This window comes from Arthrobacter livingstonensis, from assembly GCF_003219815.1.
In the GTDB taxonomy this organism is placed as follows: Bacteria; Actinomycetota; Actinomycetes; order Actinomycetales; family Micrococcaceae; genus Specibacter; species Specibacter livingstonensis.
Map to the genome: position 1 here is coordinate 14,624 of NZ_QJVD01000009.1, position 15,003 is coordinate 29,626.

A 15,003-nucleotide genomic window follows, 5' to 3' on the forward strand; every position below is an offset into this window, starting at 1 on the left:
GATTAAGGCCCGGTCACTTTAGTGTTTCGATACGGTTTCAGTTCGGGCCAATGGGGCCCATACCCGGCAACGGGGCAGTTCTATATGCCAAGCTGTTGGAGGTTCAAAGTCTGTGGGGGCGCTTGGAACGTCGTAACGGCCGCCGTGCGGCCTGACCCACCGAGATTGAAAAGCGAGCTAAATATCCGCATGCCTGCCTATCCGCGCACCCCTCGACCGCAGGTGTGCGCGCCGGTTCGACCGATGCGGCGGGGCTCCGCCGGTTCCGGCGGGCGAGCCCGGCTTGCCTGTGCACTGGTGGCCCTTGTGCTGCTTGCTACGGGCTGCACCGCCGGCATTAAAAACCACAATGACACCGTCATGCCCACCACGGCCGGCCCGCAGCCCACCGGCCTGGTCACGAGTGCCCCGCTGGAAACGCCGACGGCCGGCCAGACCATTCCCGTCTACTGGCTGGGCCACAGCAACGATGCGGTATACCTGTACCGGGAGTTCATGCCCGCGCCGACGTCCGACGATCCCATTGTGGCGTCGCTGCGGGCCATGATGACCCGCTCCCCCAAGGACCCCGACTATTTCTCGGTGTGGAGCAAGCCGTCCCGGCTGGGCGCCTCGATTTCAGCCAAAAATGTCATTACCGTGGACGTCTCCGCCGACGCCTTTGGGCAAAAGGTCGACGCCGGAATTGCCCAACGCTCCGTGGCCCAGCTGGTCTACACGGCCACGGCGGCCGCCGCCATGGCGGGCCTGATCGATACCGGGACAACAGTGCAGGTCTCGGTGCTGGTCGATGGGCACACCGGCTACAACGCTTTTGGGCATGTCGCCCTCGATAAGCCGCAGACCCGCGATCCCGCACTGCTGGCGCCGGTGTGGATCATCGACCCGGCCAACGGTTCCACGTACCATGGGCTGCCGCTGAAGGTCACCGGACAGGGCCTCTCCCCCACGGGTTCCCTGTCATGGACACTGGCGCCCGTGAGGAACAACAAGGTCGGGGACGTCTATCTCTCCGGCACGGTCGCCATCCCCAAGGGGCCGGGCCAGTTGGGTCCGTTCACGTTCAACCTGGTCCCGCCGCTGGGAAGCTACCAGCTTTCGGTGTTCATCAGCGACCCTGCCGCACCGGGACAGCAGGTGGGACTGGACACCAAGGTAGTCACGCTGGATGGCCAGCTCGCCAGCCCGGCCCCCAAGTAGGGAAAGCTGTTACCAGCGCCCAAGTTCCTGGCTGAGAAGAACGACGGCGGCCGGTCCGGCCGTTGACGACCTCAGGACGTGCCTGCCCAACAGTGCCTTGTGTGCCCCTGCCGAGGCAAAGGCCTGCAGCTCGGCGGGGCTCATGCCGCCCTCCGGACCGACGATCATGACGATCCTTGCCGGAACGGGCAGTACGCCTGCCCCTGCGCGCCATGCACGCACCACACCGGGCAGCGTGTCCACGGCATCTTCATGAAGGACAATTGCCAGCGCTGCGCCCCGGACCAGTTCCACGAGGGCAGCGGTCCCGACCAGTTCGCCGACCGCCGGGACGCGGGAGCGGCGGGCCTGTTTGGCGGCCGAGGCCACCACATTGCGCCATTTGGCGGCACCCTTGGCCGCTTTGTCCATCTTCCAGCGGACAATGGAGCGTTCCGCCTGCCAGGGCACCACCCTGTCAACGCCAAGTTCCGTGGCGGTCTCCACGGCCAACTCGTCCCGGTCGCCCTTGGCGAGAGCCTGGACCAGCACCAGTTCAAAGGCCCCGACAGTTTCGGCGACGAGCCGGTCAACCCTGACGTCCAGGACGCCCGATGCGGCACCGGTGACGGTACACACCAGACGCAAGCCCTCGCCGTCGCACAGGTCAACGGACTCCCCCACAGTAAGCCTTTTCACGGTGACGGCATGGCGGCCCTCGGCCCCGCCAAGACTGAACGTGTCTCCTGCCGCCAGGGGGGCCAGCTGCCCCGGGTCTGCGTAAAAGACGGGGTTGCTCACGGCGCCCTAGAGGTTGCCGAGCTTGTCGCGGAGCTTGGCGAACATGCCGCCGCTGCTGACGAGCTTGCCCTCGGTGAACGTTTCCCCGCGCAGGGCGGCGAGTTGCTTGAGAAGTTCCTCCTGCGCAGCGTCCGGCTTGGTGGGCGTTTCGACGTGGACGTGCACCTTGAGGTCGCCGCGGCCGTAGCCGCGCAGGTGCGTCACCCCCAGGCTGCGCAGGTTGATGACTTCCCCGGCCTGCGTGCCGGGCTTAATGCTGATGGGCTGCTCGCCGTCGAATGTTTCAAAGGTCAGCTCGGTGCCCAGCGCTGCGGCTGTCATGGGCACGCTCAGCGTGGCGTGGAGGTCGTCGCCCTCACGCAGGAAGGCGGGGTCGTTGTTGACCTTCATCTCCACGTACAAGTCGCCAGAGGGACCGCCCGCAGGGCCCGCCTCGCCCTGGCCGGCCAGCTGGATGCGGGTGCCGGTGTTCACGCCCGCCGGGACCTTGATGGTCAGTGTGCGGCGGCTGCGGACGCGCCCTTCGCCCATGCATTCGTTGCAGGGATCCTCGATCCGGGTGCCAAAGCCCTGGCAGGAGTTGCAGGTGGCCAGCGTCATGACGTTGCCCAGGATGGAGCGCATGGGACGCTGGATCTGGCCGCTGCCGTGGCAGACGTCGCAGGTGACGGGGTGGGTGCCGGGACGGCAGCAGCTTCCTTCACAGGTGGTGCACGTGACGGCGGTGTCGATCTCTATCTTCTTATTTACGCCAAACACGGTCTCACGCAGGTCGATGCGGACGGTGATGAGCGCGTCCTGGCCGCGGCGCATGCGCGGTTCCGGTCCGCGGCCCTGGCCTCCGCCGCCGCCAAAGAACGTCTCAAAGATGTCCTGGAAGGCGAAGCCCTGGCCGTCAAAGTTCCCGGCCCCGCCGCCGCCGCTGCTGCCGTTCTCGTTGCCGGTGGTGTCGTAGACACGGCGCTTCTGCGGGTCCGAAAGGACTTCATAGGCATGCGTGACGGCCTTGAAACGGTCCTGGGAGTCCGGCGCGTCGTTGACGTCCGGATGCAGCTTCCGGGCCAGTTTGCGGTATGCCTTCTTGATCTCTTCCGCAGTTGCGTCGTGGGAGACACCCAGTGCGTCGTAGTGGTTGCTCAAAATCTTGCCCTCTTCAGTGGAACGTGTACGGGTTTTGCTTCAAAGGCCGGTTAACCGGCCAAAATTCGGGAAAGGTACCGGGCGACGGCCCGGACGCTGGACATGGTGTTGGGATAGTCCATGCGGGTGGGGCCAACCACACCCAATTTGGCGCTGAAGCCGGGACCGTAGCCGGTGGCCACCACCGACGCTTCCGAGAGGGAATCGTGCGGGTTCTCCCGGCCAATGCTTACGGCCATGCCGAGCGAATCCTGGGCCATCTGCTCCAGCAGGCGCAGCAGCACCACCTGTTCCTCCAGCGCATCCAGGACGGGACCGATGCTCAGGGGGAAATCGACGTTGGACCGGGCCAGATTCGCCGTCCCGGCCAGGACGATGCGGTCCTCCCGTGCAGCCCGGGCCAGCTGCTCCAGGCCGTGGGCCAGCTTGCGCGCAGTTTCCTGCTCCGCCGCGGGGACGCCCGCCGGAACTTGTGCCAGGGCCGCCGGCAGGTTAGCCACGGTGCACCCCGACAGGCTGGCGAGGAAGGCCTGGCGAAGGCCGGCCAGCCTGACGTCGTCGATGCCGTCGCCGACATCGATCACGGACTGCTCCACCTTGCCGGACGCCAGGATCAGCACCTCCAGCACCTGCGAGGGTCCCAGTGAGACAAACTCAATGTGCCGGACCGTGGCCTTGGCCGAGCGCGGGTACTGCACCACGGCCACCTGGTTGGTCAGCTGGGCCAGGGTGCGCACCGTGCGTTCGAGGACGTCGTCGAGGTCGCTGGAGCCATCCAGCAGAACCGCGATGGCACGCCGTTCCGCGGCCGACAACGGCTTGACGGAGGAGATTTGGTCCACGAACAGCCGGTAGCCCTTGTCCGTGGGGATCCGCCCCGAGCTGGTGTGGGGCGCCGTGATCAGCCCGTCGTCTTCCAGTGCGGCCATGTCGTTGCGGATGGTGGCGCTGGAAACACCGAGCCGGTGCCGTTCAACGAGGGCCTTGGAGCCGACGGGTTCGCGGGAATGCACATAGTCTTCGACTATGGCACGGAGAACTTCCAGCTTCCGTGGTTCACTCATGCCTGGCACCTCCTTCGTTGGCACTCCACCTATTCAAGTGCCAAGTCTAATACTTTCCGGCGGCCGGTTTTCGGCACGCCGCCCGACAGTGTCAATGGGCGCAGCTGCAGCTGGGGCACTAGCATGGGATTCTCTGCCCCTGCCGCGCGACAGCGGCACACCGACAGCAAAGGGCAACCGCACCATGCAGTCCAACAACGTGCAGTACAACAATTGGGGTCCCCAGGACCTGAGCGCGCCACAGGCGAAGACCTTGCGGCAGGTGCCGGCCACCCGCGGCCTGGTGGTCGAGGATGTCCAAACCGGCTGGGTGGGCGCCGTGGTCAGGATCGAAAAGTCCGGCGGGATGCACATCATGGAACTGGCCGACCGGCGCGAGAAGGTACGTGCCTTTCCCTTGGGCTTTGGCTTCCTCATCGATGGCGAACCGGTTGAAGTGGTGGCCCCGGTTGCCGTGGCCGCGCCGCAAAAGGCAGCCAAGACAGCCTCCGGGTCTGTGAAGGTGACCGGAGTGCGCGCCCAGGTGGCCAAGGCCAGCCGCATCTGGGTGGAGGGCAAGCACGACGCCGAATTGGTGGAAAAGGTGTGGGGCGACGACCTGCGGCTGGAGGGGATCGTCGTCGAACCACTCCGCGGGATTGACGATCTCACCGCCGCCGTGCGGGATTTTGCCCCGGGACCGAACCGTCGGTTGGGGGTCCTGGTGGACCACCTGGTGCCCCATTCGAAGGAATCGCGGATTGTGGCGGATCTCATGAAATCGCCCGCAGCCACAAACAACGTGCTGGTGGTGGGGCACCCGTATGTGGATGTGTGGCAGGCAATCAAGCCCGCCACGCTGGGCATCCCGGCCTGGCCTGTGATTCCGCGCACCATGGAGTGGAAAATGGGCATCCTGCAGGCGTTTGGGTGGCCGCACAGCACCGCCGGGGACGTCGGCCTGGGCTGGCAGCGCCTGCTTTCACGCGTCAACAGCTACTCCGACCTGGAGCCGTCGCTGCTGGGGCGCGTCGAGGAGGTCATTGACTTCCTCACTGCACCCGTATCCTAGTAGTAGCTGCCGGCGCAATGCCGACAGTTCAGTGCAGAGCAGTGATCATTTTGTTGAGAGGCACGTTACAAGTGAGCAATCCGGTGAACAATTTTACCAACCCGGCAAAGCCCCCACTCAGCCCGGCAGAAGACAAGCAGTGGGCGTTCCTGGCCCATTGCGGCGGCATTTTGGGCTGCATCCCGTCAGCGCTCATTTACAAGTTCATGGCGGCTCGCGGCCCGTTCACGGCACAGGAATCCCGGGAGGCGCTCAACTTCACGCTGCCGCCCACCATCGCGGCCGTCGCACTGAACATCATCGCCTTGATTCTCAACCTCATCGACCCGGGCGCCGGCACCCCCCTGTCCATGCTCGCCCTGCTTCTCTGGGTTGGCCTGACCGTCTGGTCCGTCATCGCGGCCATCCAGGTTAACAAGGGCAACCCGTACCGCTACGCGTGGAACCTGCGCCGCATCAAATAGCCGCGTCCGGGCGGCCGACCGGCAGCGCAGTCGTCAGTCCAGCAGGGCCCTTGTCACGGCATCGCCGAGAAGGCGGCCCTTAAGCGTCAGCACGAGAGTGCCGTGGAAAGCTTTCACCGGATCAACCAGCTCGCCCGCGATGAGTCCGGCCACGGCCTTGCGGGCCGCGGGACGCAGGGTGTTGATCGCGAGTCCTTCGTTCAATCGCGAGGTGAGCATGATGCGCTCCAGCTCGCGGGTGTCCGAATCGAGGGTCTCCCGGCCCGCGGCGGGTGATTCGCCGCGTTCCAGACGGCCCGCGTAGGCCGACGGGTGCTTGACGTTCCACCAGCGCACCCCGCCCATGTGGGAGTGCGCGCCGGGGCCGATCCCCCACCAGTCATCTCCCCGCCAGTAGGCCAGGTTGTGCTGGCAGGCATCCGCCGGGGTGCGCGACCAGTTGCTGACCTCGTACCAGGAGAGGCCCGCCTCCTGGAAAAGCGCGTCGGCAAGCTCGTACTTCTCGGCGTGGTCGTCGTCGTCAATGCCGGGGACCTGTCCGCGGCGGATCTGGGCTGCAAGCTTCGTGCCCTCCTCCACGATCAGCGAGTACGCCGAGATGTGGTCCGGCTCGTAGCTCAGCGCGGTGCGCACCGACGTTTCCCAGTCGGCAATGGATTCCCCCGGCGTGCCATAGATCAAGTCCACGCTGACGTTCAGGCCCATTTCGCGCGCCCAGGCCACGGCCTGCGGCACCCTTTCGGGTTTGTGGGTGCGGTCCAGCACCTTCAAAACATGCGGCACGGCGGACTGCATGCCAAAGGATACGCGGGTGAAGCCGCCGTCGCGCAGTTCCGCCAGGGAATCCCTGGTGACGGAGTCCGGGTTGGCCTCGGTGGTCACCTCGGCGCCGTCCTCCAGCCCCCACTGTTCGACGGCGGCGCCCAGAATGGCGGTCAGGTCACCGGCAGGCAGCAGCGTGGGCGTGCCGCCGCCAAAAAAGACGGTGCTCAGCTTGCGCTCCGGCAGGCCCGAAGCCGCCATGGCCCGCGCGGCAAACTCGACTTCGCAAACCGCCGTGGCGGCGTAGGCGTCCTGGGACGCTCCCCCGCCCAGTTCCGTGGCCGTATACGTGTTGAAATCGCAGTAGCCGCAGCGCACGGCACAAAACGGGATGTGCGTGTACAGGCTGAACTTGCGCTCCGCGGCCCCGACGGCAGCCTGCGCGGGCAGTATGCCATCGGCCGGGGCCGGGTCGCCAAGGGGCAAAGCACTGGGTGTCACTTTTTAGACTTGTCCTTTGAGGATTCGTCGGTGGTCAGGGCGGCGATGAACGCTTCCTGGGGGACCTCCACGCGGCCCACCATCTTCATGCGCTTCTTGCCTTCCTTCTGCTTTTCCAGCAGCTTGCGCTTACGGGAAATGTCGCCGCCGTAGCACTTGGCCAGGACGTCCTTGCGGATGGCGCGGATGCTTTCGCGGGCGATGATCCGGGCTCCGATGGCCGCCTGGATCGGCACCTCGAACTGCTGGCGGGGAATGAGCTCACGGAGCTTGCCGGTCATCATGACACCGTAGGCGTAGGCCTTGTCACGGTGCGTGATGGCACTGAAGGCGTCCACCTGTTCGCCCTGCAGCAGGATGTCGACCTTGACAAGGTCGGCGACCTGTTCGCCGTCGGCCTTCCAGTCCAGGGAGCCGTAGCCGCGCGTCTTGGACTTCAGGATGTCAAAGAAGTCGAACACGATCTCGGCCAGGGGCAGGCGGTAGCGGATCTCGACACGGTCCTCGGAGAGGTAGTCCATGCCGCCGAGGATGCCGCGGCGGCTCTGGCACAGCTCCATGATGGCGCCAACAAATTCGCTGGGCGCCAAAACGGTGGCGGACACCATCGGCTCGCGAACCTCGGCGATCTTGCCCGACGGGTATTCGCTGGGGTTCGTGACGTGGACGACCTTCTTGTCCTCCAGCGTGACCTCGTACTCCACGTTGGGGGCCGTGGAAATCAGGTCAAGGTTGTGTTCGCGCTCCAGGCGTTCACGCGTGATTTCCAGGTGCAGCAGTCCCAGGAAGCCCACGCGGAAGCCAAAGCCCAGGGCGGCGGAGGTCTCCGGCTCGTAGATGAGCGCGGCGTCGTTGAGCATGAGTTTTTCCAACGCGTCACGCAACACGGGATAGTCGGCGCCGTCCATGGGGTACAGGCCGGAGAACACCATCGGCTTGGCGTCCTGGTAGCCGCCCAGGGATTCCGTGGCTGGCTTGTGGAAGGTGGTGACGGTGTCTCCCACCTTGGACTGGCGCACATCCTTCACGCCGGTGATCAGGTAGCCCACCTCGCCCACGCCCAGGCCCTTGGACGGCGTCGGCTCGGGGGAGCTGACACCGATTTCGAGCAGTTCGTGGGTGGCCCGGGTGGACATCATCTGGATCTTTTCCCGGGGGCCCAGGCTGCCGTCAATCACGCGGACGTAGGTGACCACGCCGCGGTAGGTGTCATATACGGAGTCAAAGATCATGGCGCGGGCAGGGGCGTTGGGATCGCCCACGGGCGGGGGCAGCTCACGGACAATCAGGTCCAACAGCTCTTCCACACCCATGCCGGTCTTGCCGGAAACCCGGAGGACGTCCTCGGGCTTGCCGCCGATCAGGTTGGCCAGCTCGAGCGCATACTTTTCCGGCTGCGCGGCCGGCAGGTCGATCTTGTTCAGCACCGGAATGATGGTGAGGTTGTTTTCCATGGCCAGGTACAGATTGGCCAGTGTCTGGGCCTCGATACCCTGGGCTGCGTCAACGAGCAGGATGGCGCCTTCGCAGGCGGCCAGCGACCGGGACACTTCATAGGTGAAGTCGACGTGGCCGGGGGTGTCAATCATGTTCAGGCAGTACGCCGTTCCGTCGACCTCCCATGGGATGCGCACGGCCTGGGACTTGATGGTGATGCCGCGCTCCCGCTCAATGTCCATGCGGTCAAGGTATTGCGCCTTCATGTCACGCTGCTTGACCACTCCGGTGAGCTGGAGCATCCGATCGGCCAGGGTTGATTTCCCATGGTCAATGTGGGCGATGATGCAAAAGTTCCTGATGATCGCCGGATCGGTCGCGGCGGGCACCGGGGCAGTGCGGGCCATGGGTGACACTGGGGTTCCTTACTGTTGCATGGGCGCAGGGATGCCGGCGGTGGCGCCGGACCGTGCAGGGGTTGTGGCCGCGCGGCAGGCGCCGGACACTCATTGGGTTCAAGTCTCCCACGTTTGGGGGGACGGTAGAGAACCGGCAGGGCCGAAACGCCGGCCCGCCTCAACGCCCCTGCGCGCCATTCGCTATTGTATGGACCATGGCATCAACCACCGACCGCATCCTTGGCCTCCTGCGCAGCCTTGCCGGGTCATTCCTCAAGCCCGGCAGCACGAAGGCGCCACCCCGGCCGAGACCCGGCACACCGGGACGGACACGCCCGGCGGGAGGTCCGGCGTCGGCCGTCACCGCGCAGGGCCTTGCCTTCCCCTACCCCGGTGACTTCCACGGGACCTCCCGCGCCCTCTACGCACCCAAGCCCGACGGCGCACCGGACCCCGGCGAGATTGTCTGGACCTGGGTGCCGTTCGAGGAGGACTACAGCCAGGGCAAGGACCGGCCGGTGCTGGTGGTGGGCCGCGCCGGCAAGCACCTGCTGGCGCTCATGCTCACCAGCAAGGACCACTCAGGTGACCGTCGTGGCGACGACGACTACGTTGATTTGGGCAACGGTCCCTGGGACCGGCAGGGTCGCCCCAGCGAAGCCAAATTGGACCGCATCCTCCAAGTCAATGAAGCGGACATCCGCAGGGAAGGCGCCGTGCTGGACGCGAAGCGGTTCGGCCAGGTCGCGGACGGACTGCGGGCCAGGCACGGCTGGTCGTAAACCCTCCCACCCATGGTCTGATAAGATCGTCCCTGTGTGTGTCCGTGCAGGTCGGCGGTCACAACAGCCTGGCCAGACGTTCACCGTAATTCGAGCATCCCCACGCCGCTGTCAACGGTCAGGCTACGCCCTCTACGACCGTATTTTCGTATCAAAAGAGAGTTATACAACGTGGCTAATATCAAGTCCCAGAAGAAGCGCATCCTCACCAACGAGAAGGCGCGCCAGCGCAACCTCTCGGTCAGGTCCGAGCTGAAGACTGCGATCCGTGCAGTAAACACGGCCGTATCCAAGGCTGACAAGGATGCAGCTACGGTTGCCTTGGTGAACGCAGGCCGCAAGCTGGACAAGGCTGTCAGCAAGGGCGTTATCCACGCCAACAACGCTGCCAACCGCAAGTCGGCCATCTCCAAGAAGGTTAACGCCCTCTAGGCCAAGCCGATCCGCTTCGCAACTCACAAAGAAGGCCCCCGCCGTTTGGCGGGGGCCTTCTTTGCTGCCGGTCAGGATTCGCGGCTGCGCCCGGCGACTGGCGTCTAATGCCGGGCGCTGGTGGCGATGAGCGTGACGGCACGTTCGACGGCGTAAATCGGATCGCGGGCCGCACCCTTGACCTGGGCGTCGGCCTGGGCCAGCGCCTGGATGGCTGCCGCGAGGCCGCCGGCGCTCCAGTGTCCTGCGTCGCGGCGGGCCGAATCCACCTGCCAAGGTGCCATGCCCAGCTCGCGAGCCAGCTGCGCGGAGCTCCCTCGGGCCGAATGGACCTTGGCCACCTGGCGGACCTTCATGGCCAGGGCTGCCACCAGCGGCACGGGGTCGACGCCGGTGGCCAGGGCATGGCGCAGGCTGGACAGTGCGACCGGGGCATTTCCGGCCAGGGCGGCATCGGCAACACGGAACGCCGTGGCCTCGACGCGTCCGCCGTAGTACTTGTCCACGGCATCGCTGTCCACCATGCCCGTGGTGTCGGCAATGAGCTGCTGGCAGGCAGCGGCCAGTTCGGAAAGGTTCGCCCCCACTGCGGCCACCAGGGCGCGCACGGCCTGGGCGTCAATGCGCCGCTTCGCGAGCTGGAACTCGGAGGTGACGAATGCGGCCTTTTCCTGGTCCTTTTTCAGGGCCAGGCAGTCAACCCGGGGCATGCCGGCGGCCTTGAGCGCGTCAAGCAGCTTCTTGCCCCGGGTGCCGCCGCTGTGCGCCAGGGTGAGTGTGACATCCGGCGCCGGATCCGCCAGGTACGCCAACGCGTCGGCGAGGAAGTCGTCGCTCATGGAGGACAGGCCGGAGACTTCAATAAGCTTGGGTTCGCTGAACAGCGAGGGGCTGGCAACCATGCCCAGCCTGCCGGCCGTATACGCGGTGGCATCCAGTGTGGTGACTTCGAGTTCCGGGTTCCCGGCCCGCAGTTTCCTGCGCAGCCCGTCCAGTGCCCGGCTGGCAATGAAGTCCTCGGGTCCAAAGATCAGCACCACCGGGGCGAGCGGCACGTCCCTCCAGTCGGCACCGGCGGCAGCCCTCGCAGCGGGGCTCAAGGAGCTGTTCCGATCAATGGTGTGTTCACTGCATCAACTGTGCCACCTTGGCCCCTGATTCCCAAGCCGTTCACGACCCCAACACCGCCGCGGTCCAGAGGGCTGTGCCCAGGGCCGCGCACACCGTGAGGCTGCCGAAACCAACCAGGAACCGGCACCGCCGCGACAGCCGGCGGCGCAGCACCAGCACTGCCGTGGCAAGCCGTTGGCGCTCGACCAGTGCCACCAACGCGCCAAGGACGGCAGCGTTCATCAGTGACATCAGCACCAGGCCCTTCGCGCCTTCGGGCCAGGGCAGGCTCGAGGCCGGCAGGGCGGACATCCGCCGGGCAACTCCCGCCACCCACCACGCACCCGTTCCGGCTGCCCCGGCACACAGCACCGCCAGGCCCGGCAGCACAGGAGAGGCCACCATGCCGAGCGTTCCCACGGTGGTCACCAAGGCCACCACCGGTGCGGCCGCCATGTTTGCCGGCACGGTGTACAGGGCCAGCCGCGGCTGCAACAACACGATCACGGGTGCGCAGAACAACTGGGCCGCCAGCGGGATGGCCACGGCCTGTGCCAGCCATGCCGGCATCCACACTCCCAGCCACCGCGCGCAACGCCGCCCCACCAGGTGCAGCCCCAAGGTCGCCAGCACCGAAAGGATGAACGCGTAGTCCAGCGCCAGCCACGGATCGGCGGCCAGCAGAACCACAATGCTGGCGGACAACAGTGCGCCCACGCGCTTTGGCCGGCCACTGAGCATGGCCAGGCATCCAATCCCGCCCATGACGGCCGCCCGCAGGACGCTCGGGTCGGGGCCGACCACGGCCACAAATCCGGCCAGTCCAAGCACCGCCGCCGCGGTTGCCGCGGCCCGGGGTGCGTGCAGGGAGCGCAGCCCCAGCATGAGGGCCGCCAGCACCAGCGTGCAGTTGGCACCGCTGACGGCTGTCAAATGCGTCAGGCCAACCGCCTTCATCGATTCTTCCAGGCCTGGCGGGCTGGCACTTCGATCCCCCATGACCATTCCGGGCAGCAGGCCGGCAACATCCGGCGAGCCCCTGGCCCAGACACGCTGCGCCGCAGCCAGCCAGCCGCTCCTAAACGCGATGGCGGGGCTGGCAGTGCCAGGGCGTACATCAAGGGGCGCCATGGCCGGCCGCAGGATTCCTGCGGTGGGCTCCGCCAGCCCGCCCGGTGCCACCTTCCCGGCCGTGGAGACCGTTGATCCTGCGGGCACTCGCGCCCACTCCATGCCGGCCACCACCCGTACCGGCAGCCGGCCGCTGAGGCGCCGCCCATGCACCGCCGCCTGCTGGACGACGGCACCGAACGCCACCTGCTGTGGGCCCTGACCCAGACTGAGCGGGCGCGGACTCTCCGTGACGCTGAGCGTGACGGTGAGGACCGTTCCTTCCGATACCGCCGCGGCAAGCGGGGAGGTGGCCCGCTCGTGCTGGCGCAGGGCGACGGCGAGCAGCACCGTGCCCAGGCACAGCGCGGCCACGGCCGTCGTGGCAGCCGCGCCGGACACGAGCCTGGCCCCGGTGCGTCCGCGGTCCCGGGCCTGACGGTCCCGGGCGCGACGGTCCAGGGCTGGACGGTGTTGGGCGTGTTCCACCCATGCCGCCGCAGCCGCGGCGCCGCACAGCGCCAGGCAGGCGGCCGCCCCCACGGCAGCGAACTGCCACGGCTGTGCAATGGCAACGGCAGCCCCGGACCAGGAGACCGCGACCGCCGGAAGCAGGCGCAGGTCCGTTCGGGGCAGCCTGCCTGAATCCACCGGGCGGCCGGCATGCGTGGCCAGAGCGTAGATTCTGGCACGCGTGGCGACGGGAAACGACCCCTCCATGAAGGGTGTCCTGTGGTCCCGTGCCGGACGGGGACCTTTTCCGTGGCTCCCGTCCACTGCGGCCCTGGCGTAACGCGACCACCGCGCCTCCGGGCGCGTCACTGGACCGTCACCAGCGGGCGGATGTTCGCCAGCATCTTGGCGCCGATGCCGGACACGGCATCCAATTCATCGACCGACGTGAACGGCCCGTGGTCGCTGCGCCAGGCGACGATCCGCCCGGCCAGCACGGGGCCCACCCCCGGCAGGGCATCCAGCTGCTCGGCGGTGGCGGTGTTGAGATTGACCAGGGCACCCTGCGAGCCGGGCTGCGGCAGCCCGGAGCCGCCTGCACCGGGCACGCCACCGCCTGCGCCACCGGCCCCTGAACCGGAACCCCCTGAACCGGCCGTACCCGCCGCAAGCTGAGCCTGTGTCGGTACCATGATTTGCGTTCCGTCGGCGGCCAGGGCGGCCAAGTTCAGCGCATCAAGCACGGCCGCGGGCAGCGCACCGCCCGCTGACTCAACAGCCTGCAGGATCCGGCTCCCGGCCGGCAGCGTGTAGACACCCGGGTGCTTGACCGCGCCGGCCACATGAACTGTCACCGGGCCCTCCCCGGCGGCACCGGTCCCGGCGGCACCGGGAGCCGGTGCCGCAGTCTGCGGACCCGCGGCGCCCGAACCCGCAGTGCCCTGGACGCCAGCACCCGGACCCGCGCTCGGACCTCCACCCGGATCGCCATTGCCGGGTGGCCCTGCATTTGTCCCGGCGGCACCCCCGAGGGGCGGAACGGCAACCTTGGCCGGTTCCTGGGAAGTAAGCTGTCCGGCTGCTTCGGAGACGCCTGCCTGTTCCAGCCACAGGACCCCCGCGGACGCCGTCGCCATGGCCAGGACCACGACCAGTGCGCGCAGGGACGTGGTCCACCGCGGCCCCTTGCCCGCGGCGGGGCCCCGTCCCCTACGGGGCAGGCCCGCATCCGGCGTCCATGCCGTGTCGTGGCGATCACCTTTCATGTCACCACGGTAGGCACAGCAGGTGCTGGTTGCCGGGGACAAAAGTGAAGTTGTGGATGCCTAGCCGGCCGTGCCGTCCTGTGGAGGGCGCAAGGAGTCTGAAACAACCACCACGAGAACGCCGAGGCCCGCATGGGCGGCCAGGACGGCCGGCAGCCGTGTCAGTCCGGCGGCAGCCAGTCCGGGACAGTCCGCCTGCAGGGATTCCCCCAAGGTGAGTGCCTGCCCGGCGTTGCCAAAGTGGTGCACGCTGACGCGGGCGCCGCCGGGCCGGCGGAGGGCGACGTCATCGGCGGCGAGCCTTTCCAGCCGGGCGATGGCCCTGGCGGCGGTGCGCACCTTTTCCAAAGGGACGACTGCACCGTCGCGGATGCCGAGCAGGGGCTTGATGTCCAGCACCGTGCCCACCCACGACGACGCGAGGCTGATCCGCCCGCCACGGCGCAGCTGCTCCAGGCTGGGAACGTAAAAGAAGACGCTCGAACCCGCGGCCGCGTTCCGGGCTGCCTCCAGGACATCCTCAAGCTGCGCCCCGGCAATGGCAGCGTCCACGGCCGCCTGAACCCCAACACCTTGGGCCATGCCCACCGTGGCCGAGTCCAGGACATGCACCGGGATGCCGGCCCGTGCGGCGGCCAGGACCGCCGAGTCCAGGGTCCCGGAAAGCTTGGCGGAGATGTGGAAGGACACCACGGCATCAAATCCGGCCTCCGCCGCGGCCCGGTAGGCGCGTTCAAACTGCCCCGGCGACGGCCTGGATGTACGCACCTGCGTGCCCGAGGCCAGGGCGAGGGACATCTGGGACTCCAGTCCGGCGTCGTCGTCGGAAAAGACGTCCCCGCCGATGATGACCGGCATGGGCACGACCGTCAGGCGGCCCCCTGCCACATGCGCCCTGATCCACTCCGGCGGCAGGGCGGCGGCGGAATCGGTCACGACCGCTATCCGCGTCGAGGACGGGCCGGGCTCCCCGGTCGCGGGGTGCTTTGGGCGTAGCCTGGCCGCCTGGTGCCGCAGCCAGTCGCGCGTTCCCAGCTTTTCCATGCCCCTCCCC

14 protein-coding genes are annotated in these 15,003 nt (G+C 67.3%); 5 read left to right on the top strand and 9 right to left on the bottom strand.

The genetic code is table 11. From position 1 onward, the window contains the following. Window positions 1-306: 306 nt before the first annotated feature. Entirely contained in the window at window positions 307-1,200 is an 894-nt protein-coding gene (locus CVV68_RS09795; protein ID WP_170133146.1) for a GerMN domain-containing protein, read from the top strand. A gap of 9 nt (window positions 1,201-1,209) precedes the next feature. On the opposite strand, the gene CVV68_RS09800 is transcribed toward CVV68_RS09795, so the two are convergent. Genes CVV68_RS09800 through hrcA form a run of 3 tightly spaced genes read right to left on the bottom strand, consistent with a single transcriptional unit; the run spans window position 1,210 to window position 4,184 of the window. Continuing rightward, window positions 1,210-1,980 (bottom strand): 16S rRNA (uracil(1498)-N(3))-methyltransferase, encoded by a 771-nt coding sequence (locus CVV68_RS09800; protein ID WP_110500832.1) that lies wholly within the window; start codon window positions 1,978-1,980, stop codon window positions 1,210-1,212. Window positions 1,981-1,986: 6 nt separating this feature from the next. Beyond that, a complete protein-coding gene (dnaJ, locus tag CVV68_RS09805; protein ID WP_110500833.1) occupies window positions 1,987-3,120 on the bottom strand; it encodes a molecular chaperone DnaJ in 1,134 nt (377 codons plus the stop codon). A 50-nt stretch (window positions 3,121-3,170) separates the two neighbouring features. Next, on the bottom strand, window positions 3,171-4,184 hold the full coding sequence (gene hrcA / locus CVV68_RS09810; RefSeq protein WP_110500834.1) for a heat-inducible transcriptional repressor HrcA: 1,014 nt from the start codon (window positions 4,182-4,184) through the stop codon (window positions 3,171-3,173). 199 nt (window positions 4,185-4,383) lie between these two features. Between hrcA and CVV68_RS09815 the strand changes: the two genes are divergently transcribed. Together CVV68_RS09815 and CVV68_RS09820 are read left to right on the top strand one after the other, a co-directional pair. Continuing rightward, window positions 4,384-5,235 carry a DUF3097 family protein gene (locus tag CVV68_RS09815; RefSeq protein ID WP_110500954.1) on the top strand — a complete coding sequence of 284 codons (852 nt, stop codon included), beginning with the start codon at window positions 4,384-4,386 and terminating at the stop codon, window positions 5,233-5,235. Window positions 5,236-5,318: 83 nt separating this feature from the next. Continuing rightward, a complete protein-coding gene (locus tag CVV68_RS09820; RefSeq protein WP_245933452.1) occupies window positions 5,319-5,699 on the top strand; it encodes a DUF4870 domain-containing protein in 381 nt (126 codons plus the stop codon). A 33-nt stretch (window positions 5,700-5,732) separates the two neighbouring features. Here CVV68_RS09820 and hemW read toward each other — a convergent pair whose 3' ends face one another. Together hemW and lepA are read right to left on the bottom strand one after the other, a co-directional pair. Further along, window positions 5,733-6,962 carry a radical SAM family heme chaperone HemW gene (hemW, locus tag CVV68_RS09825; RefSeq protein ID WP_110500836.1) on the bottom strand — a complete coding sequence of 410 codons (1,230 nt, stop codon included), beginning with the start codon at window positions 6,960-6,962 and terminating at the stop codon, window positions 5,733-5,735. After that, window positions 6,959-8,815 carry a translation elongation factor 4 gene (gene lepA, locus CVV68_RS09830; RefSeq protein WP_110500837.1) on the bottom strand — a complete coding sequence of 619 codons (1,857 nt, stop codon included), beginning with the start codon at window positions 8,813-8,815 and terminating at the stop codon, window positions 6,959-6,961. The genes hemW and lepA overlap by 4 nt, the downstream gene beginning before the upstream one ends. Window positions 8,816-9,012: 197 nt before the next feature. Here lepA and CVV68_RS09835 point away from each other — a divergent pair, with 197 nt between their 5' ends. After that, on the top strand, window positions 9,013-9,579 hold the full coding sequence (locus CVV68_RS09835) for a type II toxin-antitoxin system PemK/MazF family toxin (RefSeq protein ID WP_110500838.1): 567 nt from the start codon (window positions 9,013-9,015) through the stop codon (window positions 9,577-9,579). A 171-nt stretch (window positions 9,580-9,750) separates the two neighbouring features. Next, on the top strand, window positions 9,751-10,011 hold the full coding sequence (rpsT, locus tag CVV68_RS09840; RefSeq protein ID WP_110500839.1) for a 30S ribosomal protein S20: 261 nt from the start codon (window positions 9,751-9,753) through the stop codon (window positions 10,009-10,011). Window positions 10,012-10,115: 104 nt separating this feature from the next. Here the strand turns inward: rpsT and holA are convergent, their stop codons facing one another. The 4 genes from holA to CVV68_RS09860 all read right to left on the bottom strand — a co-directional run bounded on the left by holA (window position 10,116) and on the right by CVV68_RS09860 (window position 14,993). After that, window positions 10,116-11,111 (bottom strand): DNA polymerase III subunit delta, encoded by a 996-nt coding sequence (holA, locus tag CVV68_RS09845; protein ID WP_245933453.1) that lies wholly within the window; start codon window positions 11,109-11,111, stop codon window positions 10,116-10,118. Between the two features lie 70 nt (window positions 11,112-11,181). Continuing rightward, window positions 11,182-12,951 (bottom strand): ComEC/Rec2 family competence protein, encoded by a 1,770-nt coding sequence (locus tag CVV68_RS09850; protein ID WP_110500841.1) that lies wholly within the window; start codon window positions 12,949-12,951, stop codon window positions 11,182-11,184. A gap of 98 nt (window positions 12,952-13,049) precedes the next feature. Further along, a complete protein-coding gene (locus CVV68_RS24210) occupies window positions 13,050-13,949 on the bottom strand; it encodes a ComEA family DNA-binding protein (protein ID WP_245933454.1) in 900 nt (299 codons plus the stop codon). Between the two features lie 60 nt (window positions 13,950-14,009). After that, complete coding sequence (locus tag CVV68_RS09860; protein ID WP_110500842.1) at window positions 14,010-14,993, bottom strand: DegV family protein; 984 nt, start codon at window positions 14,991-14,993, stop codon at window positions 14,010-14,012. Between the last annotated feature and the right edge of the window lie 10 nt (window positions 14,994-15,003).

Coding starts and splice junctions, on each gene's coding strand:
- hrcA (WP_110500834.1), bottom strand. CDS start 4,184: ATGAGTGAACCACGGAAGCTGGAAGTTCTCCGTGCCATAGTCGAAGAC.
- CVV68_RS09835 (WP_110500838.1), top strand. CDS start 9,013: ATGGCATCAACCACCGACCGCATCCTTGGCCTCCTGCGCAGCCTTGCC.
- CVV68_RS09850 (WP_110500841.1), bottom strand. CDS start 12,951: ATGGAGGGGTCGTTTCCCGTCGCCACGCGTGCCAGAATCTACGCTCTG.
- CVV68_RS24210 (WP_245933454.1), bottom strand. CDS start 13,949: ATGAAAGGTGATCGCCACGACACGGCATGGACGCCGGATGCGGGCCTG.
- CVV68_RS09860 (WP_110500842.1), bottom strand. CDS start 14,993: ATGGAAAAGCTGGGAACGCGCGACTGGCTGCGGCACCAGGCGGCCAGG.